This window comes from Kitasatospora sp. NBC_01300, from assembly GCF_041435235.1.
Classification (GTDB): domain Bacteria; phylum Actinomycetota; class Actinomycetes; order Streptomycetales; family Streptomycetaceae; genus Kitasatospora.
Genome location: NZ_CP108408.1, coordinates 189,838 through 212,932, shown reverse-complemented (window position 1 = coordinate 212,932; position 23,095 = coordinate 189,838). Strand labels below are relative to the sequence as shown.

General features: G+C 74.3%; 30 protein-coding genes. 12 read left to right on the top strand and 18 right to left on the bottom strand.

All coding sequences use genetic code 11. The features are described from left to right. The first annotated feature begins 759 nt into the window (after window positions 1-759). From OG556_RS01140 to OG556_RS01130, 3 genes are read left to right on the top strand one after another with little or no spacing between them, the layout of a single operon-like run. Window positions 760-1,020 carry a hypothetical protein gene (locus tag OG556_RS01140; RefSeq protein ID WP_350887349.1) on the top strand — a complete coding sequence of 87 codons (261 nt, stop codon included), beginning with the start codon at window positions 760-762 and terminating at the stop codon, window positions 1,018-1,020. A gap of 17 nt (window positions 1,021-1,037) precedes the next feature. After that, complete coding sequence (locus OG556_RS01135) at window positions 1,038-2,021, top strand: 3-oxoacyl-ACP synthase III family protein (RefSeq protein WP_371515389.1); 984 nt, start codon at window positions 1,038-1,040, stop codon at window positions 2,019-2,021. Further along, entirely contained in the window at window positions 2,018-2,773 is a 756-nt protein-coding gene (locus tag OG556_RS01130) for an SDR family NAD(P)-dependent oxidoreductase (RefSeq protein WP_371515388.1), read from the top strand. Before OG556_RS01135 ends, OG556_RS01130 begins: the two co-directional genes overlap by 4 nt. Before the next feature lie 129 nt (window positions 2,774-2,902). Here OG556_RS01130 and tpx read toward each other — a convergent pair whose 3' ends face one another. The 6 genes from tpx to OG556_RS01100 all read right to left on the bottom strand — a co-directional run bounded on the left by tpx (window position 2,903) and on the right by OG556_RS01100 (window position 7,831). Continuing rightward, window positions 2,903-3,403 carry a thiol peroxidase gene (tpx, locus tag OG556_RS01125; protein WP_063350790.1) on the bottom strand — a complete coding sequence of 167 codons (501 nt, stop codon included), beginning with the start codon at window positions 3,401-3,403 and terminating at the stop codon, window positions 2,903-2,905. A 290-nt stretch (window positions 3,404-3,693) separates the two neighbouring features. After that, window positions 3,694-4,176, bottom strand: coding sequence for a hypothetical protein (locus tag OG556_RS01120; RefSeq protein ID WP_371515387.1), 483 nt, complete (start codon window positions 4,174-4,176; stop codon window positions 3,694-3,696). A gap of 113 nt (window positions 4,177-4,289) precedes the next feature. Beyond that, a complete protein-coding gene (locus OG556_RS01115; RefSeq protein WP_371515386.1) occupies window positions 4,290-4,898 on the bottom strand; it encodes a hypothetical protein in 609 nt (202 codons plus the stop codon). After that, entirely contained in the window at window positions 4,895-6,622 is a 1,728-nt protein-coding gene (locus OG556_RS01110; RefSeq protein ID WP_371515385.1) for an alpha/beta hydrolase, read from the bottom strand. Before OG556_RS01110 ends, OG556_RS01115 begins: the two co-directional genes overlap by 4 nt. Beyond that, window positions 6,622-7,011 (bottom strand): type VII secretion target, encoded by a 390-nt coding sequence (locus OG556_RS01105; RefSeq protein ID WP_371515384.1) that lies wholly within the window; start codon window positions 7,009-7,011, stop codon window positions 6,622-6,624. Before OG556_RS01105 ends, OG556_RS01110 begins: the two co-directional genes overlap by 1 nt. Window positions 7,012-7,294: 283 nt before the next feature. Then, window positions 7,295-7,831, bottom strand: a complete 537-nt coding sequence (locus OG556_RS01100; protein WP_371515383.1) for a hypothetical protein — start codon at window positions 7,829-7,831, stop codon at window positions 7,295-7,297. A 205-nt stretch (window positions 7,832-8,036) separates the two neighbouring features. On the opposite strand from OG556_RS01100, the gene OG556_RS01095 reads away from it, so the two are divergent. Together OG556_RS01095 and OG556_RS01090 are read left to right on the top strand one after the other, a co-directional pair. Next, window positions 8,037-8,624: a PadR family transcriptional regulator gene (locus OG556_RS01095; RefSeq protein WP_371515382.1), complete on the top strand. Its 588-nt coding sequence runs from the start codon at window positions 8,037-8,039 to the stop codon at window positions 8,622-8,624. Next, entirely contained in the window at window positions 8,617-10,380 is a 1,764-nt protein-coding gene (locus OG556_RS01090) for an FAD-dependent monooxygenase (protein ID WP_371515381.1), read from the top strand. Before OG556_RS01095 ends, OG556_RS01090 begins: the two co-directional genes overlap by 8 nt. Window positions 10,381-10,573: 193 nt before the next feature. On the opposite strand, the gene OG556_RS01085 is transcribed toward OG556_RS01090, so the two are convergent. Continuing rightward, window positions 10,574-11,137, bottom strand: coding sequence for a YbaK/EbsC family protein (locus OG556_RS01085; protein WP_371515380.1), 564 nt, complete (start codon window positions 11,135-11,137; stop codon window positions 10,574-10,576). 120 nt (window positions 11,138-11,257) lie between these two features. Between OG556_RS01085 and OG556_RS01080 the strand changes: the two genes are divergently transcribed. Further along, window positions 11,258-12,145, top strand: coding sequence for a fructosamine kinase family protein (locus OG556_RS01080; RefSeq protein ID WP_371515379.1), 888 nt, complete (start codon window positions 11,258-11,260; stop codon window positions 12,143-12,145). A gap of 39 nt (window positions 12,146-12,184) precedes the next feature. On the opposite strand, the gene OG556_RS01075 is transcribed toward OG556_RS01080, so the two are convergent. From OG556_RS01075 to OG556_RS01040, 8 genes are all read right to left on the bottom strand, one after another. Continuing rightward, entirely contained in the window at window positions 12,185-12,730 is a 546-nt protein-coding gene (locus OG556_RS01075; protein WP_371515378.1) for a cupin domain-containing protein, read from the bottom strand. Further along, window positions 12,723-13,613, bottom strand: a complete 891-nt coding sequence (locus OG556_RS01070) for an NAD(P)H-binding protein (protein ID WP_371515377.1) — start codon at window positions 13,611-13,613, stop codon at window positions 12,723-12,725. The genes OG556_RS01075 and OG556_RS01070 overlap by 8 nt, the downstream gene beginning before the upstream one ends. Further along, window positions 13,610-14,188 (bottom strand): PadR family transcriptional regulator, encoded by a 579-nt coding sequence (locus OG556_RS01065; RefSeq protein WP_371515376.1) that lies wholly within the window; start codon window positions 14,186-14,188, stop codon window positions 13,610-13,612. Before OG556_RS01065 ends, OG556_RS01070 begins: the two co-directional genes overlap by 4 nt. A gap of 784 nt (window positions 14,189-14,972) precedes the next feature. After that, window positions 14,973-15,170: a DUF397 domain-containing protein gene (locus tag OG556_RS01060; RefSeq protein WP_371515375.1), complete on the bottom strand. Its 198-nt coding sequence runs from the start codon at window positions 15,168-15,170 to the stop codon at window positions 14,973-14,975. A 39-nt stretch (window positions 15,171-15,209) separates the two neighbouring features. Beyond that, entirely contained in the window at window positions 15,210-15,755 is a 546-nt protein-coding gene (locus OG556_RS01055; protein ID WP_371515374.1) for a GNAT family N-acetyltransferase, read from the bottom strand. Window positions 15,756-15,829: 74 nt separating this feature from the next. After that, window positions 15,830-16,036, bottom strand: coding sequence for a DUF397 domain-containing protein (locus OG556_RS01050; RefSeq protein WP_371515373.1), 207 nt, complete (start codon window positions 16,034-16,036; stop codon window positions 15,830-15,832). A 70-nt stretch (window positions 16,037-16,106) separates the two neighbouring features. Beyond that, the gene (locus OG556_RS01045; protein WP_371515372.1) at window positions 16,107-16,316 is read right to left on the bottom strand and encodes a DUF397 domain-containing protein; all 210 of its coding nucleotides are present in this window, start codon (window positions 16,314-16,316) and stop codon (window positions 16,107-16,109) included. Between the two features lie 24 nt (window positions 16,317-16,340). Further along, window positions 16,341-17,204, bottom strand: a complete 864-nt coding sequence (locus tag OG556_RS01040) for a helix-turn-helix domain-containing protein (protein ID WP_371515371.1) — start codon at window positions 17,202-17,204, stop codon at window positions 16,341-16,343. A gap of 262 nt (window positions 17,205-17,466) precedes the next feature. On the opposite strand from OG556_RS01040, the gene OG556_RS01035 reads away from it, so the two are divergent. The 3 genes from OG556_RS01035 to OG556_RS01025 are packed head-to-tail and all read left to right on the top strand — an operon-like array spanning window position 17,467 to window position 18,463. Then, window positions 17,467-17,907 (top strand): ATP-binding protein, encoded by a 441-nt coding sequence (locus OG556_RS01035; protein ID WP_371515370.1) that lies wholly within the window; start codon window positions 17,467-17,469, stop codon window positions 17,905-17,907. Further along, complete coding sequence (locus tag OG556_RS01030) at window positions 17,904-18,254, top strand: hypothetical protein (RefSeq protein ID WP_371515369.1); 351 nt, start codon at window positions 17,904-17,906, stop codon at window positions 18,252-18,254. The genes OG556_RS01035 and OG556_RS01030 overlap by 4 nt, the downstream gene beginning before the upstream one ends. Further along, window positions 18,251-18,463 carry a hypothetical protein gene (locus OG556_RS01025; RefSeq protein WP_371515368.1) on the top strand — a complete coding sequence of 71 codons (213 nt, stop codon included), beginning with the start codon at window positions 18,251-18,253 and terminating at the stop codon, window positions 18,461-18,463. The genes OG556_RS01030 and OG556_RS01025 overlap by 4 nt, the downstream gene beginning before the upstream one ends. 287 nt (window positions 18,464-18,750) lie before the next feature. Here OG556_RS01025 and OG556_RS01020 read toward each other — a convergent pair whose 3' ends face one another. Beyond that, window positions 18,751-19,272, bottom strand: a complete 522-nt coding sequence (locus tag OG556_RS01020; RefSeq protein WP_371515367.1) for a GNAT family N-acetyltransferase — start codon at window positions 19,270-19,272, stop codon at window positions 18,751-18,753. A 208-nt stretch (window positions 19,273-19,480) separates the two neighbouring features. Between OG556_RS01020 and OG556_RS01015 the strand changes: the two genes are divergently transcribed. Beyond that, window positions 19,481-20,038 carry a hypothetical protein gene (locus OG556_RS01015; RefSeq protein ID WP_371515366.1) on the top strand — a complete coding sequence of 186 codons (558 nt, stop codon included), beginning with the start codon at window positions 19,481-19,483 and terminating at the stop codon, window positions 20,036-20,038. Window positions 20,039-20,075: 37 nt separating this feature from the next. Here OG556_RS01015 and OG556_RS01010 read toward each other — a convergent pair whose 3' ends face one another. Together OG556_RS01010 and OG556_RS01005 are read right to left on the bottom strand one after the other, a co-directional pair. Beyond that, window positions 20,076-20,534, bottom strand: coding sequence for a hypothetical protein (locus OG556_RS01010; RefSeq protein ID WP_371515365.1), 459 nt, complete (start codon window positions 20,532-20,534; stop codon window positions 20,076-20,078). A gap of 125 nt (window positions 20,535-20,659) precedes the next feature. Beyond that, window positions 20,660-21,202, bottom strand: a complete 543-nt coding sequence (locus OG556_RS01005) for a DUF1707 domain-containing protein (RefSeq protein ID WP_371515364.1) — start codon at window positions 21,200-21,202, stop codon at window positions 20,660-20,662. Window positions 21,203-21,341: 139 nt separating this feature from the next. On the opposite strand from OG556_RS01005, the gene OG556_RS01000 reads away from it, so the two are divergent. Together OG556_RS01000 and OG556_RS00995 are read left to right on the top strand one after the other, a co-directional pair. Further along, window positions 21,342-21,653, top strand: coding sequence for a helix-turn-helix transcriptional regulator (locus OG556_RS01000; protein ID WP_063352995.1), 312 nt, complete (start codon window positions 21,342-21,344; stop codon window positions 21,651-21,653). A 170-nt stretch (window positions 21,654-21,823) separates the two neighbouring features. Continuing rightward, complete coding sequence (locus tag OG556_RS00995; protein WP_371515363.1) at window positions 21,824-23,089, top strand: MFS transporter; 1,266 nt, start codon at window positions 21,824-21,826, stop codon at window positions 23,087-23,089. Window positions 23,090-23,095: the final 6 nt, after the last annotated feature.

Here is a 23,095-nt window from a genome sequence, read left to right as displayed (position 1 = left end):
GGACTGGACTGGACTGGACTGGATCGGGTTGGGCCGGGCCGGGTCCGGCCGTGTTCGGCCGGGCCCGGTGGTGCGGGTGGTGCGGTTGGTGCGGGTGTCCGGTGGCGCGGCGGCGGCGGGGCCGCGGCGGGGCCGGGGGTGCCCTCGCCCCGCGTGGACGGCCGTGCCGGTGACGGTGGTCGGTCCCGTGCGGTGCGGGCGTTCGCGCGGGGTGGGGGCGGTCGGCGCGGGCTGGCGGTGCGTGCGGCCCCGGTGCGGTGAGGCCCGGTGCGGTGGCCGGCGGCGCCGTGCGGTGCGGTGTCCGCGTCGCGGTGCGCGGTGGTGCGGTGCGGGGTGGTGCCGTGTGGTGCGGGCTGCCCCGTCCCGTCCCGTCCCGCCGCGGTGCGTCGCGGTGCGGTGCGGTGCGGTGCGGTGCGGTGCGGGGTGGTGGGTGTCGTGCGTGTGGGTGCGGTGTCTCGGGTCAGGTAAGCGCGTGTCTCGCAAGCGGCGCGCAAGCGTGGGCGGGGGGCCGGGGTTGCGGGGCGTTTGCGTGGGGGTGGGTTTCATGCGGTTTCGACAAGACACGCGGCCCCCACGGCCTTCCCGGGTTTCTCCCCGGGGGGTCCGCCCGGGTTCCGTCGCGGTGCCTCCCGTGGCCTGTGGCCGCCGGGGGCGCGGCGGCGGCACCCGGAGGACCCCCCGGGGCGCGTCCTCCGGGTCTGTTCTGCCCCATCACGTGTTGGCGCCCGCTTCGGGGCGTCCAGGAAGGAACGATCACTCATGTCCGACATCCCCACCATCGAGGACCTGGCCGCGCAGTTGCAGGCGGTCTCCGGAGCACAGGAGATCGACGCGGACGCCGCGCTGCAGCACATCGCGGACGTGGACTCGCTGGATCTGATGGAGTGGCTGTACGGGTTCCAGAACCAGTACCCGCACATCCCGGCGGACGAGTCGCTGTTCGCGGACATCGACGACACGACGACGCTGCGGGTGGTGCACGAGCGGATCCTGGCGCTCGTGGCCCAGGCCGGCGTCTGAGCGCGGGGCACTGCTCGATGAGCGGCTTCGACATCACCGGGTGGGGGATCTTTGTCCCCGAGCGCGTGGTGACCAGCGTGGAGCTGGCGGAGCGTTTCGGTGTCGACGAGCACTGGATCGTCTCCCGGTGCGGGATCCGGGAACGGCGGGCGGTCGGGGCGGGGCAGAGCACCGCGTCGATGGCGGTCGAGGCCGGACGCCGGGCACTGGAACGGGCGGGACTGTCGGGTGCGGACATCGCGCACCTGATCGTGGCGACGGCGACACCGGAGCAGCCCTCGCCGGCGACGTCGGCGTTCGTCCACGACGAGCTGGGCATCGCGGGCAGCGCGCACGACGTGAACTCCGAGTGCGCGGGGTTCGTGTACGCGCTGGTGACCGCGGTGGGCCTGCTGCGCATGGACCCGCGGCCGATCCTGGTGATCGGTTCGGACACCCACACGCTGACCGCGAACCCGGCGGACCGGGACCTGTCGATCCTGGTGGGTGACGGGGCCGGTGCGGTGGTCCTGCAGCCCGGCCCGGTGGAGCGGATCCTGGCGTGGAACCTGGGCGCGGACGGCTCGTGCAAGGACAGCCTGAAGGTCCTGGCGGGCGGTTCGCGGATGCCCACGACCGAGGAGACGGTGCGCCGGGGCCTGCACTACGCGCAGATCAACGGCAACGAGATCTACCTGAACGCCGTGCGCTACACGGTGCGCACGATCCGCGAGACGCTGGAGCAGGCGAAGCTGACGCCGGCGGACGTGGACCACGTGGTGCCGCACCAGGCGAACATCCGGATCATCAACTCGGTGCTCGCCCATACCGGGATTCCCGCGGACCGCCTGGTGGCCAATCTCGACCGGTACGGCAACACCGCGTCGGCGTCGATCCCCATCGCGCTGGCGGAGGCGCTGGACGCCGGGCGCATCCAGGACGGGGACACGGTGCTGCTGGCCGGGTTCGGTGCCGGGATGACGTGGGGTTCGGTCCTGCTGACGTGGGGAGGGGCGCGGTGAGCGGCAAGGTGGCGTTCGGGCAGCGGCCCGCCTCCCCGGTGGCGCTGGTGACCGGCGCTTCGGGGGGCCTGGGCCGGGAGCTGGCGCTGGCGCTGGACGCGGCCGGGTGCCGGGTCGCGGTGCACTACAACAGCGCCCGCCAGGCCGCCGAGGAGGTGGCGGGCAAGCTGGCCGGCGACCACGTCCTGGTCACCGGCGACGTGGCGGACTACGCGCAGGTCACCGCGATGTACGAGCGGATCACCGAGGCGCTGGGCCCGGTGGACGTGCTCGTCAACAACGGGGCGGTGCGCAAGGACGCGCTGATGGCCATGCAGGATCCGGCGCAGTGGCGGCAGGTGATCGACACGAACCTGGTCGGTTCCTTCCACACCGCGCGGGTGTGCGTGCCGGCGATGCTGCGGGCCCGCTGGGGCCGGGTGGTCAACATCGTCTCGCCGTCCGCGCTGATCGCCACCGCCGGGCAGACCGCCTACGCGGCGTCCAAGGCGGGGCTGATCGGGCTGACCCGCACGCTGGCGGCGGAGTGCGGGCGCCGGGGGGTGACGGTGAACGCGCTGTCGCCCGGGTTCATGATCACGGGGATGACGGACACCCTGCCCGAGCACGTGGTCGCCGGGATGCGGGACAAGGTGCCGGTGCCGCGGTTCGTGACCCCGCAGGAGGTCGCCCGTTCCATCGGGCTCTTCCTCGACCAGGACTGCATGACCGGACAGGTCATCAGCATCGACTCGGGGGCCTCCATCACCTGACCCGCCCGCCCCCGGTTCCCGGCCCGGCCCCGGCCGGCCCGCCCGGCGCCCTTCCCGGCCCGCCCCCTTTGGTGAAGACCTGGGGGGCGGGCCGGGCGGCGTTGCGCGGGCGGCGTTGCGCGGGGGGTTCTAGGCGAGGACGGCGAGCGCGGCCTCGTAGTTCGGCTCGTCGGCGATCTCCGCGACCAGCTCGGTGTGCAGGACGGTGTCGTTCTCGTCCAGGACGACGACGGCGCGGGCGGTCAGCCCCGCCAGCGGGCCGTCGGCCAGGGCCACGCCGTAGTTCTCGTGGAAGTCGCGGCCGCGCAGGGTGGACAGGGTCCGGACGCTGTCCAGGCCCTCGGCGCCGCAGAAGCGGGCCTGCGCGAACGGCAGGTCGGCGGAGATGCACAGCACCACGGTGTTGGCCAGCGAGCCGGCCTTGGCGTTGAAGGTGCGCACCGAGGTGGCGCAGGTGGGGGTGTCGATGCTGGGGAAGATGTTGAGGACCTTGCGCTTGCCGGCGAAGTCCTGCAGCGAGGTGTCGGCGAGCCCCTCGCCGACCAGCGTGAACGCCGGGGCCTGGCTGCCGGCCTGGGGCAGCGCGCCGCCGACCTGGACCGGGTTCCCCTTCAGCGTGACCTGAGCCATGAAAAGCCTCCTACCAGCGTGGAATGTGGTGACAACGCCGCCGATCCTACTGCGCGCGCCCGGCCCCGGACGCCGGGCGGCCACCCCTCGGACACGGGAGGGCGTGCGGGCGCCGCCGCCGCCGTGCCTGCCGGTGCGCTCGCCGCCGTGCCCGCCGCCGTGCCCGCCGGTGCGCCTGCCCGTGGTCTGGCGGTGCGTCTGCCAGCAGGGCTGCCGGCGGGGCTGCCGTCACGCCTTGCCGTCGCGCCTGCCGGCGGTCCGGCGGCGGGCCCGGCGGCGGGCCCTGTGGCTCAGGCGGACCAGAACGGGTCGTCGTGGCGGGGCAGGACGTCCAGGGTGCCGTCGGGCAGGGTCGGTTCGGGCACGTAGGTGCCGAAGGGGTCGCGGTCGCGGATGACGGGGATGGGGCCGACGGTGGCCTGGAAGGTGATGTTCCCGGCGGCGCCGAACAGCACGGCGACGCCGTAGCCGGCGGGCGTGGTGGCGAACATGGCGGGCTGGCGGGGGTTGACGGCGGTGATCCGGTAGCCGCGGGCCTGCCAGCCGCGTTCGGTGACGCCCAGCAGCGCCCCGTACCTGGCGGGGGCGACCCGGGTGGTGACGTGCCGTTCGCGGGTGGCGGTGGCGTAGCCCAGGGAGCGGTCCTCCAGGCCGCCGGTGGTCTGCTCGGTGGAGCGCGGCCAGCCGTCCCAGTGGCGCAGCGGGGGGCGGATGGCGGACATCGCCTCGTCGAGGAGCGCGTCGAGGGTGTGGACGGCCTGTTCGGGGGTCATGGCGGGGGCCTTCGGCTGGTGCGGGGTCACGCGGCGGGGGCGGGGCGGGCCCTGGCGGGGGGCCTGGGGTGGGGGACGGCGGGCGGGGGCGGGGTGTGGCGGGCGGGGGTGGGTCAGGTGGACCAGTAGGGGTCGTCGTAGGCGGGGAGGATGTCGGGGTTGCCGTTCGGCAGGGTGGGTTCGGGGGTGGGGGTGCCGAAGGGGTCGCGGTCGCGGATGACGGGGATGTGGCCGCCGCCGGAGGCCTGGAGGGTGATGTTGCCGGCGGCGCCGAACAGCATCGCGACGGAGGATCCGTCCGGGGCGGCGGCGAACAGGGCCGGCTGGTTGGGGTTGACCGACGTGATCTTGTATCCCTTGGCCTTCCAGTCGCGTTCGGCCATGTCCATCAGGGTGGCGTACTTGGCCTTGGAGACCTTGGTCATGATGTAGCGGTCGCGGGTGGCGGTGGCGTAGCCCTTGGAGTGGTCGTCGATGCCCCCGCTCTGTTCGGTGGAGCGCGGCCAGCCGTCCCGGTGGCGTAGCGGCGGCTGGATGCCGGAGAGCGCGTCGTCCAGGAGCGCGTCGAGTTTCTGGACGGCCTGTTCGGGTGTGGTGAGGGTCTCGGGTGCCGGGTGCTCGTCGCCCACGCCCGCGCCCGTGTGTCCGCAGGCTGTCAGGGCGAGTGCCAGCGTGGCGGCCGTGAGGCCGAGCCGTCGTGCGGTCGGGGTTGCCATGCTCATCGGCCTTCCTGCCGTGTCACGGCGTCGTACCTGCCGGCCACGATCTGGCCGATGTTGTTGACCGACTCCGCGGTCGCGGTGTCGGAGGAGCTGTTCATGTAGTTGGAGTGGGAGTCCAGGGACAGGGGCTTGCCGTCGGGGACCGCGAACCGGTTGGCGCCGAAGTCCTTGCTGGCCGGGTCCTGGCCGAACCAGAGCTGGTTGTCGGGGCCGAACGTCTCGTAGAGGTCGTCGGCGACGGGGCCCAGGACGGGGCCCAGGGCCACGTCGGTGGCGACCCGGCCCTTGGCCGGCAGGTGGCTGACCGGGTCGTTCTCGGCGTCGCCGACCCACACGTGGTGGGGGTCGATGTGCAGTTGGGAGGCCTTGTCGGCGCCGGTGCCGGGGGAGCCGACCAGGATGATGTCGTCGGCGCCGGTGCCGCCGGGCATCTGCGCGCCCAGGCCCACCGTGGTGGAGCCGTAGCTGTGGGCGAGGGCGACCAGGTGCGCCGGCGCTCCCTCGTGGGTGGCGCGCAGTCCGGCCATGAACGTGTCGTAGGCGGCGCCGCCCTTGGCGGCGCGGTCGGTGCTCATCACCTCCAGGGGCCGGGGGTCCCCGTCGAGGACCTTCTCCAGTCCGGGCGGCGGGTCGTAGCCGAGCCAGATCATGGAGGCGACCTCGGCACTGGAGTCGGCGATGCGGGCGGCGGTCCACACGTTCAGGGCCCGGTCGGCGTCCTTGCCGCCGACGGAGGACAGCTTGGTGCCGAGTCCCGGCACGTAGGCGCTGACGTTCTTCGCGGTGTCGGGGTTGCCGAAGGACAGGATGCCGCGGCCCTGGCCCTGTTCGCTGACGCCCAGCAGGAACGCGGGCGGCTGCTTGCCGTTCTGCACGTTCAGCTTGTCCCGGATCGCGCGGAAGCCGTCCAGTTTCTGCTTGTCGTCGTCCGACGGGTTCGGCTTGTGCTCGTAGGTGTCGATCAGGTGGGCCAGGTTGAGGCGGTTGGCCTGGTCGCGGGCGGTGGCGGGGATGCCGTCGCGCATGCCCAGCAGGTCGGGGTGGGCCTGGACCAGGCGCTGCTGCGCGTCCGGGGTCAGGCCCTTCCACCAGGAGTTGACCTCGGTGGGGGCGGCGCCGGCGGGCGGCCAGCCGGCGGCCATCAGGCCGGTGCCGAGCTCGTCGACGGCCTTGCGGTCGGCGGCGGCCTGCGTCAGGTCCAGGCCGGTGCCGGTGCGGGCCCGCGCGGTCAGGTCGTCCAGCAGTTTGGCGATCTTCTGGTCGGCGCCGTCGGCCTCGGTGACGGCGTGGCAGATGCGGTCCGCCAGGGCCCTGGCCCGCTGGGGGGTGTCGTAGTCGGGGTCGTGGCGTTCGGCCTGGGAGGGCGCCGGCCAGCTGACCGTGCCGTCCTCGGCGACCGTCAGTCCCGCGCCCTGGGCCTCCTGGAGGGCCTCCTTCAGCTTGGACTGGGCCAGCTGGAAGCTCTCCGAGGCCTCGCGCAGCAGCTCCGAGACCGCGGACATCTCGGTGTGCGCGGCGTCCAGGCGCCCGCTGGTGCGCTGCAGGGAGGCGTTGGCGGCGCCGGCCGCGGTGCCGACCCACTGGCTGTTGAAGACGTGTTTGGTGACCTCGGTGTTCATGGCCTGGACGTGCTTGCCGAACGCGCCGGCCAGGGTGTCGTAGGCGCCGGCGGCGCCGGTCAGGGAGGACAGGTCCGTGTCGCGCAGCTGGGCGAGGGTGACCATCAGTTCACCGCCGGCGCGTAGGGTCCGGCGCCGGGCGGCTTGAGGGCGCCGGCGTTGCCCGTGTCGGTGCCGCGGTAGTTGTCGGCGCTCCGGCCCAGTTTCAGGCTCACGCCGTCCACCTCGGAGGCCAGCTTGTTCAGGCACTCCTCCCACGCCGCCGTGCAGGCGTGCAGCGACGCCCCGGTGCGCCAGCCCGGCAGTGCCGCGACCGCCGTGTCGGAGGGCTCGTGGATGTGCTTGAGCTCGCCCGGCATCGCCTCGGCGGTGTCCTTGGCGACCTTCGCCGCCGCGTCCAGGTCCGCCGGGTTCACCCCGAACAGCGGCCCGCCCGCCGGCGGCCCGTAGGGCCCGTACAGGCCCGGCCCGTCGGAGCCCGCGTACGCGTTCATGGATCCCGTCCCCCCGCTGGTCGACCTACTGCTGTGCCCGACCCGGGCCCGCACCGGGGCTCGTGGCCGGGCTCGCGGCCGGGGTCCCGTGCGGGCATGCGCAACCGCATGCTTGTACGGTTCGCGTCGAAGCATGGCGAAAATAGCAGATCAGCCCACCGGCGCCGACCCAGTGACGGTCCGGGGCCTGCCTGGTGGCGCCCCGTCACCCGGGCCCGGGGCGCCGGCGGCCGGGCGGTGGTGCGGGTGCGGGCGCGGTCTGCGGCCGCGGTGGCCGGGCGGCTCAGGGGGCGGGGTCCGCCGGCCCGGCCGGGCGGGGCCAGGGGTGGGCGGGGTCCTCGGTGATCCGCACCTGCTGCGGGGCGTCGCGGGGGAAGGTCCAGATCCGTCCCAGGGTGCTGGTGGCGCTCACCGCGGTGTCGTCGAGGGTGACGTCGGCGAACGGGTTGGAGGAGCAGGAGATCGCGAGCCACTCCAGGGTGTTCTCGTCGTCGTCGCGGGTCAGCGCGACCCAGCCGATGCTGCCGTGCTCGGACGCCTCGCCCGCGAGGGCGCGGCTGCCGGCGTGGGTGCTGGTGGCGAACGTCGTGTCGACGTCCGTCCAGTCGGTGGGGGTCCACGCGGTGGCCCGCAGCAGTTCCCACCAACTCCACTGCTGGGCCCGCGGGTCGTGGAGCCGGTCGGCGGGGGAGAAGCGCATGAGCCGCATCACCGACAGCGACCCGTCGCCGAACACGATGAAGTCCCCGTAGGGCGCCTGGCGGGCGCGCCAGCGCTCATGGACCAGGCCGGCCTGGGGTCGTGCGTCGTCGGAAGCCACGCCCGCCATGATCGCACCCGGCAGCGGCCGGGCCCGCGGCCGGGCCCGAACTCCCCCGCGCCGTACGGCCGGTGCGCCGCGGCCCCGCGGCGGGCGGCCCGGGCCACCCCTCCACATACTCGGATCCGAGTAGTACGATCCGAGTACCGCCGGCCCGGGGCCTGAACCACCGGTCCCGGGCCCCCACGTGCGACCACGGAGTGCCATGACCGCCAAACGACCCGCCAACCCCCTGGCCCTGGCCCTGCTCGGCCTGCTCCTCGAACAGCCCCTGCACCCCCACGCCATGGCCACCACCCTGCGCGAGCGCCACCTCGACCAGGCCTTCAAACTGACCACCGGTTCGCTCTACGACACGGTGCGCGCCCTGGCCCGCGACGGCTGGATCGAGGCCACCGACACCGAACAGGTCGGCGCGCGCCCCGCCCGCACCGTCTACCGCCACACCCCCCGGGGCCGCGAGTACTTCACCCAGTGGCTGGACGAACTCATCCGCGAACCCTCCCGCGAATACCCCAAATTCCTGTCCGCCGTCAGCTACCTCGGCGCCCTGGGACCACAACGCGCCGCCCAGGCCCTGCGCGAACGCGCCGCCGCCCTGCAGACCCGCATCACCGAGAGCGAACACGCCCACCACCGCGCCACCCGAGAACACCACGCCCCCCGACTGTTCGTCATCGAGGCCGAGTACGGCAACGCCATGCTGCACGCCGAACGCCAATGGGTGCTGCGCACCGCCGAGGAGATCGAACAGGGCACCCTGGCCTGGCCGGAGGCCGCCCCCGATGCCTGACACCCCCACCCCCGCCCCCGCCCCCGCACCCGCCCCCGCCCCCGACACCACCCCCGCGCCCGTCCCCGCGCAGGCCCCCGCCGGACGGCGCTTACCCGCCGCCGCACCCGCCGCCGGGGCCGCCAGCGCCGTCGGGGCCGGTGACGCGGACGTCCTGGTCGTCGGCGCCGGCCCCGCCGGCCTGGTGCTGGCCTGCGAACTGGCCCTGGCCCGCGTGCGCACCGTGCTCCTGGAACGCGACCCGTCCCCGCCCGGCTTCTGCCGCGGCTTCAACCTCAACGCCCGCAGCCTGGAACTGCTGGAACGCCGAGGCCTGGCCGAACGCCTCCTCGCCGAAGGCCCCACCGTGGCGAGCACCGCGTTCACCGCACAGGCCCGCCTCGACCTCGCCGCCATGCGCACCCGCCACCCCTACGTCCTGGGCATCGCCCAGACCAGGGTGGAGGAGATCCTCACCGAACACGCCCACCACCTGGGCGTGCGCATCCTGCGCGGCCACCGTCTGACCGCACTGCACCAGGACGGCGACGGCGTCCACGCCCACACCGACACCCCGGACGGCCCCGCGCTGCTGCACGCCGGCTGGCTGGCCGGCTGCGACGGCGGCCGCAGCACCGTACGCGAACTCGCCGCCATCGCCTTCCCCGGCACCCCCGCCCGCCGCTTCACCCTGCTCGCGGACGTGGTCCTGACCGACCCCCGGCAGATCCCCTTCGGCGTGAACACCGGCCCGGGCGGCACCGTGTTCGCCATCCCCAGGCCCGGCTACGTCCGCCTGATCACCGCCGATGCCCACCCGCCCCGGGACCGGCACGAACCCCTCACCCTGCCCCGCTTCCAGCAGGCACTGGACCACGCCCTGGGACACCGCGTCCCGATCGCCCGCGCCCACTGGCTGACCCGCTTCGGCGACGCCGCCCGCCTGGCCGAACGCCTGCGCCAGGGCCGCGTCCTGCTGGCCGGCGACGCCGCCCACATCCACCCGCCCGCCGGCGCCATCGGCGTCAACGCCGCCATCGACGACGCGATGAACCTCGGCTGGAAACTCGCCCTCGTCGCCCGCGGACAGGCCCCCGAAACCCTCCTGGACACCTACCACGCCGAACGCCACGCGGCCGGCGCCAGACTCCTGCGCAACACCCGCGCCCAGGCACTGCTCGCCGGCGACGACGAGGAACTCGCGCCGGTGCGCGACCTGCTCGCCGAACTCGCCCGGGCCGAGGAGACGGCCGGCCCCCTGGCCGAGGAGATCACCGGCATCGCCACCCGCTACCCGGCCCCCCACGGCAGCGGCCACCCCTGGGACGGCGCGATGGTCCCCGACATCCCCCTCCACGACGGCACCGCACGACACGGCACCCTCCAAGACGGCGCCCTGGTACCGCTGCTGGCACGCACCGGCGCCGGCGCCCTGCTCCTGGAGGACACCACCGCGGCCGAGACGCTGCGCACGGCGGCCGCCCCCTGGGCGGACCGGGTGAGCGCGGCGACGGTGCGGCCCGGCGCCCTGCCCGACACGTCCGCGGTGCTGGTGCGCCCGGACGGCCACGCCGCCTGGACCGCACCGCCCACCGGGACACCCGCCGCACCGCCCACCGGGACACCCGCCGCACCGCCCACCGGGACACCCGCCGCACCGCCCCCGGCCGCCGCCGAACAGCTGCGCGCGGCCCTGCACCTGTGGTTCGGGCCCCCTGCGCCGGCGCCGGTGGCCGGCGTGGCCTTCCCGCCGGGGTCCCGCATGTCCGCCCCTTGACCGGGTGCCGCCGAGACCCCGCCATCCGACCCGACAAGGCCGCACCCGCCTGGGTTCGACGTCCACTCAGGCCGCACGCGGGGTGGCGCCCTTCCCGGACCCGGACCCGGACCCGGACACGCACGCCCCGGCCCCAGGCCGGCGGGCCAGCAGGCCTCGCCCGAGCCGCGAGCCGGTCCCGCCGCCGCCGGGCTCAGGCGGCCAGGCCCGGGAGGACCTCGGCGCCGGGCAGCCGGGCCACCGCCCAGCCGGGGAGGATCAGCTTGCCCCGCCGCCGCCCGCTGCCGATGAGCACGTGCGGTGCGGCGGCCACCGCCTCGTCGACCAGCAGCGGCCAGCCGCCCGGCAGGCCGACGGCGGTGATGCCGCCGTACTCCATGCCCGTGGCCGCGACGGCGACGTCCACCGGCGCGAAGGAGGCCTTGCGCGCGCCCAGGCGCCTGCGCACGGCGGTGTTGACGTCCAGACGGGTGTCGGCGCGCACCAGGCAGGCGGCCAGGGTGACGTCGCCGCCGCGTTTGGCGGCGACCACCACGCAGTTCGCGGAGAGCTCCAACGGCACGTCGTAGGCCTGGCAGAACACCGCGGTGTCCGCCTTGTCGGGGTCGGTGTCCACGTACAGCACGGACCCGGCCCACCCGTGCGCGTCCGCGTTCCCCAAAGCGTCGGCGACGGGGGCGGCGAGCTCGTCGACGACCTCGACCGCCGCGCGGACGAGGGTGAAGTTCCCGAACGGGGCGCGCACGTTCTCGTTCATGGAAGCGGACTGTACCGCGCACCCCGGCAGGCCTGGCGCGGGCCCCGCCGCCGCCCCCCGGGGCGGCGAAATCCGGTGCCGGCCCGAGTCGGTGGCGCCGGCGCGGGAAAGGGCCCCGCCATGGAAGACCTCGCGCACGACACCGATGAGGCGGCCGCCGGACAGGACGGCCCGCCGCCCCACCTGCTCCCCGGCCCCGCGGCGCACGCGGCGCGCCTGACCGGCGGCGCCGCGAACACCGTCTGGCTGGTCACCCTGGCCGACGGCGGACGCGTGGTGGTGAAATCCACCCCGGCACTGGCCCCCGACGCGTACGCGAAAGAGGCCCAGGGCCTGCACGCCCTGCGCGCCCACGGCGCCCTGTCGACCCCGCGGGTACTGGCCCTGCACCCGGACGGCCTGGTCCTGGAAGCCCTCGAACAGCCGCCCGCACACGACCCCGGCTTCTGGGAACGCGCCGCACACGCGCTGGCCGGCCTGCACGCCACCACCGGACAGCGCTTCGGCTGGACCGAGGACGGCTGGCTCGGCCGCCTGGCACAGCGCAACCCCTGGACCGAGGACGGACACGAGTTCTTCGCCCGCCACCGCCTGCTGCGCTACCTCGACGAACCCCTGGCCCGCCAGGCCCTCGGCCCCCGGGGCCGCGCCGACCTGGAACGCGTCTGCGACCGGCTGCCCCAACTCCTCCCCGCCGCACCGCCCGTCCTCACCCACGGCGACCTGTGGCACGGCAACATCCTCGCCCGCCCGGACGCGACACCGGCGTTCATCGACCCGGCGGTGTGCTGGACCTGGGCGGAGACGGACCTGAGCATGATGTTCTGCACCGGCGGCGTCCCCGCCCGCTTCTTCGACGCCTACCGCGAACACCACCCCCTCACCGACGGCTGGCAGGACCGCATGCGGCTGCTCCACCTGCGCGAACAGCTCAGCTGCGCCGCCCACTTCGGCGCACGCGACGGCCACACCGGCGACCTGCTCGACGTGCTGCGCACCTACCGGTAGCGCGCCCGCCCGCCCGGCCCGCCGCCCGCTGCGCCGTCCTCAGCGGCCTTCTCGTCTGTGGCGCTCCCGCGGTGCGTCGGGGACCAGTTCCTGGTCGTGGCGGGCCAGGAGGGTCTGCATCGTCCGGCGGTCCGGGCGGCCGTCGGCGGCCAGGGCGGCGGCCTCGATGAAGAACTCCTCGAAGCCGGCCGGGGTCAGCGTCACCAGGATCGTGGCGGGGGTGTCGCCGATCGCGGTGAAGGAGTGCGGGTGGGTGCGCGGGACGTGCAGGAAGGCGCCGGGGCCCGCCTCGGTGGTGTGCTCGTCGCACCGCAGGCGGAACGCGCCGCTGACGACGTAGAACGTCTCGTCGTGGCCGCGGTGCAGGTGCAGGGGCGCGCCCTGGCCGGGTTCGAAGGTGGACTCCAGGACGGCGATCGATCCGCCGCTCTGGGCGCCCGCGAGTTTGACGACGTACGGGCTGCCCGGCACGTGGCGGCGCCCGCCCTGCCCAGGGGCCAGGGCGACGGGCTCGCGGCGGACGCCGCCACGGCCGCGCTCCCGGCCGGGTCCCGCGCCGGGTTCCGTGCGGTGGGTGTCAGCCACGGCCGGGCCCCTCGGCGGGCTCCTCGCCGGGCTGCCCGGTGAACTCCTCGCGGTGGCGTTCGGCCCAGGCCCGAAACGGCGTCGCCGCGCGGCCGGTGAGCTGCTGGACCGCCGTCGTGACGGTCGCGGCGAACGGTTCCAGGGAGGCGGCGCGCAGCGCCATGACCGCGTCCGCGCTCTCCGGCCGCAGACCGTGGTCCAGGAGCGCCCGGCGGGCGGCGGCGGGCGGGATCTCGGTGAAGGCCAGCGGGGTGCCCAGGACTTCGGCGAGCGTCGCGGTCATCTCGCCCGGGGTGAGGGCCTGGGGACCGGTCAGCAGGTGGGCCCGGCCGTCGTGTCCGGGCCGGGTCAGGGCGTGGGCGGCGGCCGCGGCGATGTCGGCGGGGTCGATGACGGAGACCCGCCCGGCGGCGAACGGGGCCCGGACGGTGCGCGCGGCGCGGATCGCTGCGGCCCAGGCGAGGGTGTTGGACATGAAGCCCATCGGGCGCAGGAACGTCCAGGCCAGGCCGCTGTCCCGGACGGCCTGCTCGCCCGCGCGGTGCCAGCGGGCGACGGGGTCGTCCGCGTCCGGGTCCGCCGCCCGGCCGGAGGACAGCTTGACGACGGCCTCGGCACCGGCGCGGGCGGCCGCGGCGGCGAGGTTGGCGTCGTGGCGCGGGATGTCGGGGCCGTCGGAGAGCAGGAACACCCTGCGCACGCCCCGCAGGGCGGCGGCCAGGCTGTCCGGCTCGCCCAGGTCGGCGCCGACGACCTCCACGCCGTCCGGCAGGCGGGCCCGATCGGGGCGGCGGGTGGCGGCGCGCACGGGGGCGCCGAGGGCGGTCAGGTGGCCGACGAGGGCGCGGCCGACGGTGCCGGTCGCGCCGGTCACGAGGATCACGGGGTCCTCCGGGTGTTCTTGGTCGGGTTGTTCTTGGTCGGGGTGTTCTTCGTCAGGGTGTCGAGCAGGTCGTCGTGCCAGGCCAGGTCGGCCCTCAGACGGGCGAGGCAGTGCTCGAAGATCCACGGTTCGAGGCCGGTCAGGTCCGGCCGGGCGGCCTCGAACTGCTCCTCGAACAGGGCCACCTGGTCGGCCACGGCCTGCCGGCGCGCGGCGACGGCCCCGGCGAGGTCCTCGTCCGTGAGGTCCGCGGTGTACTGCAGGGCCAGGTCGACCGGATCGGGCAGCAGGCGCACCTTGCGCAGCGCCGCGTCACGCAGGGCGGCGAGCTCCCGGCGGCCCTGGTCGGTGATCGCGTAGACGGTCCGCTCGGGCGGGTTGCCGACCTTCTCGCTGCGCACCACCTCGACCAGGCCGTCGTCGGCCATCCGGTGCAGGACGCTGTAGAGCGATCCGGGCTTGACGTCGGTCCACAGCTCGGTGCGGTCGAGCTGGGCCGCCTGGCGGATCTGGTAGCCGTGCATCGGCCCGCCCCGGGCCAGCGCGCTGAGTGCGAAGAGTCGCGAAGTGCTCACATTGCTAGTCGAACACGACTACGGGTCATAGTCAAACGCGATTATGGGCGGGGTGGGGCGGGGTGCGGGTGCGGGTGGGGCCGGGGCGTGGGAAGTCGGCCGGTCCGACTTCCCGTGTTGTCGCGTTCGTTGCCGGGGGCGGGCGCGACCCGGGGCGAATCGTTCCTGCGGCCTCGCTGGGGCCATCGGTACAACAGAATTGGCCGTCCCGGCCGTCTCCAGTGCCTGCGCGGGGAGGCCGTGGCCACCGCGGTGCGGGTCGGGCGGGTCGTCGGGCCGGACGGCATGCCCGTGGTGCTGCGGCTGTACGGACCTGTCCACGGCCTTCCGCCGGACGGCGGTCCAGCCTGTTCCGACGGCTTTCCGATCTTTCTCGTGCTCGCTGTTCTGTTCGGCCTGGCGGTCCTGCTGGTCGAGGCGGTGCGGCGGGTGCGCGGGACGCCTCGCTACCGGCTGGGCGTCGAGGTCGGCGGGCCGCAGCCGCGCAGCCTCCTGCTCGATCTCAAGCACCGGGCGCAGGCGCAGGATTGCCGCCGGAGCCGGGCTGTCGGCGTCGGCGGGCACGGCGGGGGAGCGGTGCCCCCGCACCCCGCAGGGCGGCGAGGGCGGACTGAAGCGCGAGAAGTCGGCCGGTCCGACTTCCTGCGCGGAACCACCGGTTTGCTGCGGGCCTGCGCCCTGCCGGGTCCCCTGTTCGGCTCCCGCTCAGAGGCCTGGTGGATCCGCTGGGGCGGGCTCTGGCGCTCGCGGTGCGTTGCAGGCGGTGGCGGGGGTGGTTGGAGGGTCAGGCCGTGGGGAAGTCGCCGGCCCTGACCCCGGTGAGGAAGGCGGACCAGGCATCGGCAGGGAAGACGAGCACGGGCCCGTCGGGGTCTTTGGAGTCGCGGACGTGGCCGGGGTGTGCGTCGTCGACCTCGATGCAGTTCCCCTGGTCGCCGCTGTGGCTGCTCTTGCGCCACCGTGTCTGGTCGTTCGTGTGCATGGCTGTCTCCCTTGGCCGCAGGGTGTTGTGAACGAGGCGCTATGTCAAGGGGGTTGGCTTTCGGTACAGCATCGCGATCAGCGGCGGCGCGTCCGGGTGGGGGCGGACCTCGTTGACGTCCTCGTAGCCCCACGCCCTGTACAGCGCGTGCACCTTGCCGTCCCCGGCGGTGGGGTTGACCATGAGCGTGGCCCGCTCCTCGGGTCGGGCGGCGAGGAGCGCGTCGTGGATGCGGCGGGCGACGCCGGTGCCGCGCCACGGGGTGCGCACGCCCAGTTCCTTGAGGGCGAACACCGGCGTGGTGGTGAGGTGGTGGGGCATCGGGTGGGCCATGCGGGTCCACCAGCGGTCGGCCGCCTCGACGGTGTTGCCGTAGGCGTAGCCGACGGGCACGGTACCGGCGTAGCCGATGACGGCCTCGAAGCCGGGCTCACCGCCGTGGCGCTGCAGGCGTTCGGTGAAGGTGGGCAGGGCGTAGTTGGGCAGATGCAGCAGCGGGGCGCGCACATCGGCGTACAGGGCGGCCAGTTCATGGCGGACCGCGTCGGCGAGTTCGCGGTGGTGGCGCAGTTCGATCTCGGTCATGCCGCCGTCCTCGGGGAGTCCGCGAAATGCCCGGGTCCCTGCCGCAGTAGCAGGGAACCGGGCCCGCCAAACCGTCAGATCTGGCCGAACTCGCCGCTGCGTACGGCCGTCACGAAGGACTGCCAGGCATCAGGGGAGAAGGCCAGCCGGGGGCCGTCGGGGTCCTTGGAGTCCCGGACGCGGCCCGGGTGTGCGTCGTCGACCTCGACGCAGACACCGCCGTCATTGTTGCTGTGGCTACTCTTGCGCCAGGAGGCGGGGTTCTGGGCGGTGTTGGTCACGGGCGATCCTCCGCAAGCTGGGTTGCGTTGTTGCCGGGTGGTCCTTCGCTCCGACGGGGTGGTTGGAGGGTCAGGCGGTGGGGAGGCCGTCGGCCTTGATCCCGGTGACGAAGGCGGTCCAGGCGTCGGCGGGGAAGACCAGTGCGGGGCCGTCGGGGTCCTTGGAGTCGCGGACGGCCATGCCGCCGCCGACGACGCGCCCCGCCTCCACACACTCGTTCGCCTGTGCGCTGTAGCTGCTCTTGTACCAGCCCCGAGCGGAGATCTTCGGCTTGGTCATGCGCTCACCCTCTTGTCTGATCTCTTAACTCGCTGTCTCTGCCGCGATTGCGGTGATCATATCCAGCGACTGGGCGGGGTTCAGGGCTGACGATCGCAGGTCCTCGAAGACGAGCCCGTAGCCGTCGAGTTCCGCCTCTCGTTCCAGGTAATGGCTGCTCGTCAGATTCTCCAGGAACACCGCTCCCGAGGCGGGGGAGCCGGTGAATCCGTACATCACGAATGCCCCACAGGCGCCAGCGGTCGGACCGATGTCGAGCGGAACCACTTGCAGGGTGACGTTGGGGAGTTGTGCCGCTTCGACGAGGTAGTCCAGTTGCGCGCGGTGTGCATCGGCGCCGCCCACCGGGCATCGGAGGGCCGGCTCCCAGACGATCGCGCAGAGTCGGGCCGGATCGGGCTTGGTCAGAACCTCCTTGCGTTCCATCCGGAGCTTGACCAACTGGTCGATGCGTTCCGGGCGGACAACAGCCGGGTTGGCCTGAAGCAGGGCGCGGGTGTAGTCCTCGGTCTGCAACAGGCCTGGCAGGACCAGCGGCTGCCAGTTTCGGATGTAGCGAGCGTCTGCTTCCAGATCGAGGAAGTCCACATAGGCGGGCGGGATCGTATCGCCGTGGTCGTGCCACCAGCCGCGCTTCTTGCTGTCGCGGGCCAGCGTCTCAAGGGAATCGCGGTCCCTCGGCTCCGTGACGCCGTACAGGCCCATCAGGACGCCGAGGTCCAGCCGGCGGATCCCGACCGCGCCGGTCTCTATCCGGCTGATCTTCGCGCGCGAGCATGCGAGCGCGGATGCGGCGTCCTCGGTGGTCTTGTTCGCTGATTCCCGGAGCCGACGGAGCTCCGACCCCAGGCGGCGGCCGCGGACGGTCGGCCTCGGTTCGTCGGTCATGCGCGATTCCTCCCTTGAACTGCCCAGTCTGCCCCGTGACGGACCGTCGGGGCCACGCGCCTCGCAAATCTGCACGGTTGCAGTTGTTCTTGTTGCAGACGGCATTGGCGCAGCGGCATGCTACAGGCAGTAGTTCATGAAAGACACAGCGTGATCCTGATGGGTCGTCACCCGGGCATCCCCATGCCCGCCGACGGTCCTCGGGCCTTGCCTCACGTGCCCGGATCACGCTTTGCCGCTCCGCCGCCGAGGAGGCGTCGCCATGTCCGAAACGCTGAAGATCCCGCCCTCCGCCGTGGGGGAGTACTCCTGCTGGCTGTCGCGCCACCAGAAGTCCGTGCCCACCGCGCGAGGGCTGCTACGCGGCTTCCTCTCCGACCACCAGGAGGGCGAACTGTTCTCCGACTACTCCGGGTTGGTGCTCGGCGAACTCGTCACCAACGCCGTCCAGCACGCCCGCACCCCGTCCGACCGGCTGCTGTTCGTGCGCTTCGCCCTCTCCTCCGACGACCTGCGGATCGAGGTCCACGACGCCGACCCCCGGCAGCCCGTGCTGCGCCGCGTCAGCGGGGACCAGGAATGCGGGCGGGGGCTGTGGCTGGTGTCCGAACTCGCCCTCCAGTGGGGCTGCCGCCCCCGCGCGGGCGGAGTCGGCAAAGCGGTCTGGGCGGTCCTCGGACCCCAGAACGGCGCCGCCGCGTGACCACCACCCCGCCCCGCGACTACCCGCACCCGGTCACCGTCGAGATCGGCGGCGTCACCAGGACCGCCACCTTCACCCGGCTCGCCGACGCCCTGACGGCCGTGCGCACCGCCCTGGCCCGCCTCCCCCTCGACGACGACCACGCCGCCTACCTCGCCGACCTGTTCGCCCCCGAATCCACCGCCCGCATCGCCCGCCGGCTGACCGACTTCGGCGCGCTGCGCACGATCGCCTTCGTCGGCACCCACGCCCACCCCATCCACCTGCGCCCCGCCGAAAGCCACGAAAGCACCGAACGCCCCGACGGCCCCGCCGGCGGCATCGACGGGCTCCCGGATCCGGCGTGAGGCGCAGCTGCGCCCGGGTCGTGAGGTGGTGGTGCCTGCACGGCCAGTTCTCCCTGCCCGTGCGGGCGTTGAGCCCCGGGCGCCGCGCCGCCCACGCCGGGATGCGGCGCTGGGTGGCCGCCCCCGACAGTGCCGAGGCCCTGCTGCGGGCCGTCGCCGACCGCGCCCGCCAGACGCCCTCGCGCCGGCCGCAACGGTGCTCGACGTGACGGGGCTTCGGCTCTCGGCCGTTGCCTCGCTTCTCGAAGTGGCCGCTACGGGACCGGTGTTGGCGTCGACGGCGCCAGCGGGGCCAGCGGGACCAGTGCGGGATGTGGTCGGTTCTGCGGCGAACGGGCCGGGTGCGGCGGGCGATCAGCGGGCGGATCCCGGGGACGGTTGGGTGTGATCAGGCCCGGCGTCCGGGCGGGCCCGGCCCCGCCCGGTCGCGTACCCGAGGAAGGCACCGACCCGGTGTCCGGTCGGCGGCGCCGCCCGCATCATGCGCGTCCTGGGATCAGCTGTCGCGCACCGGCGCATCTTCGACCTCGGTGCGGTAGACGCGCAGGCCCCGGCGCCGGTAGTTGACGAGCGCGCTCGGGTGGTCCTCGGAGTCGGTGTGCAGCCACACCCTGCGGACGGCCTGCGCCTGCGGGAGTTCGGTCCCCCAGGCCTGCTCCAGCGCCAGCGTGAGGGCGTGCCCGCCGAGCCCGCGGCCGACGTACTCGGGCAGCAGCCCGAAGGTGCGGACCTCGACGTCCCCGCCGGGCTGGGGCTCCAGTGCGACGACCCCGGCCGTCTCGCCCGCCAGCTCGATCAGCCAGTACTGGCAGCGCGGGTGCGCTGCCGCCAGCTCCTCCCACTGCTGCTCGGAGCGCGTCGAACTGCGCCACCCGTACGCCGCACCGACCCGGGCCATCACCGAGCGCACCAGCGCCGACAGCCCCTCCTGCCGCCGAAGCCCCACCTGCGGCACGACCCGCCCGGGCCGCAGCTCCCCGCGGCTGGTCATCTCCAGATACGTCACAGTCCGTCCCATCCCGGCACGCTACCGTGCGCCTCCGACACCGGCCGCGCCGGCCGGACGGCACCACACGGCCCCAGGCTGCGGGGCTTCGTGCCCAGACCGTCAACTCGACCGCGCGAAAGGCAGGGTGGGCGCACCGGCGGCCGTCGGAGGCCGGGGGCGCCGATCCGGGGCGGCCCCGGGCGGGTGCCTCGGGGGCGGGGGTGGCATCGTGGGCGGTGTGATCGACGGAGACTCGGGGACGGCGGCGGGGGCGCTCGCGCGCCAGGGGCGCTCGGTGCTGGGCGAGGTGGCGTGCCGCTACCGGGTGGGGGAGGTCGACGCGGCGCAGCTGCCGATGATCGCGGCCGAGGCGCTCGCGGCCGGGCTGGACGGGCCGACGCTGTGCGAGCTGGCCGGCCGGCCGCGCAACGCGGACGGCCAGGAGCTCCGCGACGAGTTCGAGCGGGCGCCGGCCGAGTGCGGGATCGCGCTGCCGGACCTCGCCCTGGCCGGCCGGCACGCCCTGCGGCGGACGGCGGCGCGGTTCCTGGCCGGGGAGGTCCCGCTCGCCGACCTGGGCTTGGCCGACCTGGGCTTGGCCGACCTGGGCTTGGACGACCTGGGGGAGACCGGGGCCCAGACGGCGCAGGAGCGTGCGTTCGTGCGGCTGATCCCGCAGTGCACCTGCTGCCTCGCGTACACGCTGGGGCTCGACCAGCAGGCGGAGTGGGAGGCCGAACTGCGGGCGGCCGCGCTCGCCCTGGTCTCGTCCACGCCGGCCGAACCCGGCTGCTGACCCCGCGCGCGGCGGCGCCCGCGACCCCGCGGCCCGGCTAGCGCCCGTCCCGCGCTGCCGCGGGGCCGAGAGCGGGATCGATCCCGGCCAGGCTGTCGCGCAGCCGGCCCGCCCCCAGGGCGACGCGGCCGTCGGCGGCCCGCGACAGCTCCTCGCACAGCCGTAGCGCGTCGTCCCGGTCGTCGGCGAAGACGCCGAACACGTCGACGACCGCGGTGTGGATCCAGTCGCCGTGGTTGTCGTCGGCCACTGCCGGCGCGGACGCGACGACCGTCAGCCCGGCCGGGTCGTTCCGCCGCAGCAGGGCCTGCGTGGTCGCCCGGGTGACGAAGGTGTCGTCCGCGTCGAGCACGAGCGCCAGCAGCGGCCCGCAGGCCTCCGGCAGCTCGGCGAACCCTGCCAGGGCGCGACCGGCATCCGCCCGGTCGCGGTAGTCGCGGCCGCGTCCGAGCTCGGCGAGCGCCGCGACGGCCGCCTGCCGCGCGTTTCCGTCCACCTGCCCGCCTCCTTCCGTGAGGTCCGGCGAAAGCGCCGCCGGGGTGGCCGTCACCGAACGTTATGAACCGTCAATCATGCGTTGAACGAAGGAGGTTGCGGCGGCGCTGGCCCGGGGGAGGGGCCTCAGCGCCGCGCGTGGCGGATCTTCAGCCGTCCGAACCCGGTGGTCCCGGAGATCCGGATCGTGGGGCCGCCGGGGGTGGGGTGCCGCGGGGGCTTGTAGCGGGCCTCCTTCCAGCCGGCGTGCATGCCCTCGATGTCGACGACCGCGTCGTGGGGCACCGTGATCCTGGCGCCGCCGGTGCCGAGCTGCAGTTCGATGTCGACGACCGGGTGCTCGAAGACCGCCCGGGACAGGTCCAGGCGCACCCTGCCGAGCGCGGAGGCGACCTTGAGGGTCCGGGGCACCCGCCAGGCGCCGCTGCGCCGGATGCGTCCCGTGGCGGCGCCGATCGTCACCTCGGCGCCCGCGCCCGGCTCGGGGAGCGAGGCCAGGGACCGTGCGAGTGCGCCCTGCGTCCTGGCGGTGAGCGCCTGGTGGAGGCGTTCGTCCATCTCCTCGTGGGAGATGCGCCCTTGGCTGTACGCCTCCTGCAGGCGCTGCACGGCCGTGTCGCGGTCGTCGTCGCCGGCCAGGGGCGAGAGGTCTTCCGGCAGCGAGGTCACCGCCACACCCTAGCGCCGCGAACCCGCCAAGGCCCCGGGCGGGAGGGGCCCGCCCCGCCCGGCCCGGGTTGACACGCTTCTTCACATCTAGAATATTGGATACGTCATCTGGTCGAGGCTCGGGCGAAGGGAGCGTGCGGTGGATCCGCTGGCCGTCCACAAGGCGCTCGCCAACCCGGCGCGGGCGGACTTCCTGCGCTGGCTCAAGACGCCCGAGCGCTACTTCGACGAGGACTACTACCGCGAACGCGGCGTGGGCTTCCACATCGGCGTGTGCGTGACGGACATCCGGGAGAAGTCCGGCCTCGCCCAGTCCGTCGTCTCCGGCTACCTGCAGATCCTGCGCGACGCCGGACTGCTGGTGTCCGAACGCGTCGGCAAGTGGACCTTCTACCGCCGCGACGAGGAGACGATCGCCGCGTTCGCCGCCTACGCCCGCGACGAACTCTGACGCTCCGCCCCTCAGGGGCGCACCCCGCCGCCCCCGCCCGGGGCGGCCCGGGCTGCGCCCTTCCTTTTCGCCCCATTCCATCTAACTATCTAGATTTGTAGCCCTGTGCGTGGGGGGGGTGGGTGCCGTGCGCCCGCACACCCCGCGCACCGGGCGGACGGAGGCACCACATGGGAAAGACCGGCCCCGCCGTCCTGACGCTCTCCCTGGGAGTGTTCGGGATCATCACCACCGAGATGGGCGTCGTCGGCGTCCTGCCCCGCATCTCCGAGGACCTCGGCGTCACCCCCTCCGCCGCCGGCTGGCTGGTGGGCGTCTTCGCCCTCGTGGTCGCCGCCACCGGACCGTTCGGCACCCTGCTGGCCTCCGGCCTGCGCCGCAAGGCCGTCCTGGCGAGCGCACTGGCCGTCTTCGCGCTCTCCAACGCCGTGTACGCGCTCACCGACGACTTCGCCGTGATGTTCGCCTTCCGGATCCTGCCCGCGCTCTTCCACCCCGTCTTCTTCGCCGTCGCCCTCACCACCGCCGCCAACCTGGTCCCCGCCCACCGCGCCACCCGGGCGGCCACCACCGTCTTCGCCGGCGTCACCGTCGGCTTCGCCTTCGGCGTGCCGCTCACCTCCTACCTCGCCGAACACGCGGGCCTGGCCGCCGCGTTCTGGTTCGGCGCCGGCGTCAACCTGCTGGCCTGCCTGGGCGTCCTGCTCCTCCTGCCCGCCACCCCCGCCACCCCCGCCGCGCCCGCCGCGCCCACCACCCCCGCAGCATCCGCAGCGCCCGCCGGCCGGCGCCCCTCCTACCGGGGCCAGCTGGCCATCCTGCGCCGGGGCCGCCTGTGGCTGTCGGTCCTCGCCGTCGTGTGCGTGTTCGCCGCGATGTTCTCCGTCTACGGCTACTTCGCCGAATACCTGGAACGCGTCACCGGCCTGAGCGCCTCCCTGGTGGGCGCCGCGCTGATGGCCTTCGGGATCGTCATGGTCCTCGGCAACCTCCTCTTCGGCCGCCTCCTCGAACGCGACCTCCTGCGCACCGTCACCGCCTTCCCCGCCCTCTACGTCCTCCTCTACGCCCTCCTCTACGCGATCGGCCCCTGGCCCGCGCCGATGACCGCCGGCGTCCTGCTCTGGGGCGCGGTGCACTCCGGCGGACTCGTCGTCAGCCAGAGCTGGCTGGCCCGCGACGCCCAGGACGCACCCGAGTTCGGCAACAGCCTGTTCATCTCCTTCTCCAACCTGGGCATCACCGTCGGCAGTGCGGTGGGCGGCCTCGTCGTCTCCACCGCCGGCGCCCGCCACCTGCCCTGGGCCGGAGCGGGCTTCGCCCTCGCCGCCCTGACCGCCGTCCTCCTGCGCCGCCGCCTGGGCCCCGCCACCCCGGCCGCCGCCGTCGCCGTCCCGGCGCCGCAGGCGCAGGACGCGCCGCCCGCCGCCGTCTGACGCCTC

Coding starts and splice junctions, on each gene's coding strand:
- OG556_RS01140 (WP_350887349.1), top strand. CDS start 760: ATGTCCGACATCCCCACCATCGAGGACCTGGCCGCGCAGTTGCAGGCG.
- OG556_RS01135 (WP_371515389.1), top strand. CDS start 1,038: ATGAGCGGCTTCGACATCACCGGGTGGGGGATCTTTGTCCCCGAGCGC.
- tpx (WP_063350790.1), bottom strand. CDS start 3,403: ATGGCTCAGGTCACGCTGAAGGGGAACCCGGTCCAGGTCGGCGGCGCG.
- OG556_RS01120 (WP_371515387.1), bottom strand. CDS start 4,176: ATGACCCCCGAACAGGCCGTCCACACCCTCGACGCGCTCCTCGACGAG.
- OG556_RS01115 (WP_371515386.1), bottom strand. CDS start 4,898: ATGAGCATGGCAACCCCGACCGCACGACGGCTCGGCCTCACGGCCGCC.
- OG556_RS01110 (WP_371515385.1), bottom strand. CDS start 6,622: ATGGTCACCCTCGCCCAGCTGCGCGACACGGACCTGTCCTCCCTGACC.
- OG556_RS01105 (WP_371515384.1), bottom strand. CDS start 7,011: ATGAACGCGTACGCGGGCTCCGACGGGCCGGGCCTGTACGGGCCCTAC.
- OG556_RS01095 (WP_371515382.1), top strand. CDS start 8,037: ATGACCGCCAAACGACCCGCCAACCCCCTGGCCCTGGCCCTGCTCGGC.
- OG556_RS01090 (WP_371515381.1), top strand. CDS start 8,617: ATGCCTGACACCCCCACCCCCGCCCCCGCCCCCGCACCCGCCCCCGCC.
- OG556_RS01085 (WP_371515380.1), bottom strand. CDS start 11,137: ATGAACGAGAACGTGCGCGCCCCGTTCGGGAACTTCACCCTCGTCCGC.
- OG556_RS01080 (WP_371515379.1), top strand. CDS start 11,258: ATGGAAGACCTCGCGCACGACACCGATGAGGCGGCCGCCGGACAGGAC.
- OG556_RS01060 (WP_371515375.1), bottom strand. CDS start 15,170: ATGCACACGAACGACCAGACACGGTGGCGCAAGAGCAGCCACAGCGGC.
- OG556_RS01055 (WP_371515374.1), bottom strand. CDS start 15,755: ATGACCGAGATCGAACTGCGCCACCACCGCGAACTCGCCGACGCGGTC.
- OG556_RS01045 (WP_371515372.1), bottom strand. CDS start 16,316: ATGACCAAGCCGAAGATCTCCGCTCGGGGCTGGTACAAGAGCAGCTAC.
- OG556_RS01040 (WP_371515371.1), bottom strand. CDS start 17,204: ATGACCGACGAACCGAGGCCGACCGTCCGCGGCCGCCGCCTGGGGTCG.
- OG556_RS01035 (WP_371515370.1), top strand. CDS start 17,467: ATGTCCGAAACGCTGAAGATCCCGCCCTCCGCCGTGGGGGAGTACTCC.
- OG556_RS01020 (WP_371515367.1), bottom strand. CDS start 19,272: ATGGGACGGACTGTGACGTATCTGGAGATGACCAGCCGCGGGGAGCTG.
- OG556_RS00995 (WP_371515363.1), top strand. CDS start 21,824: ATGGGAAAGACCGGCCCCGCCGTCCTGACGCTCTCCCTGGGAGTGTTC.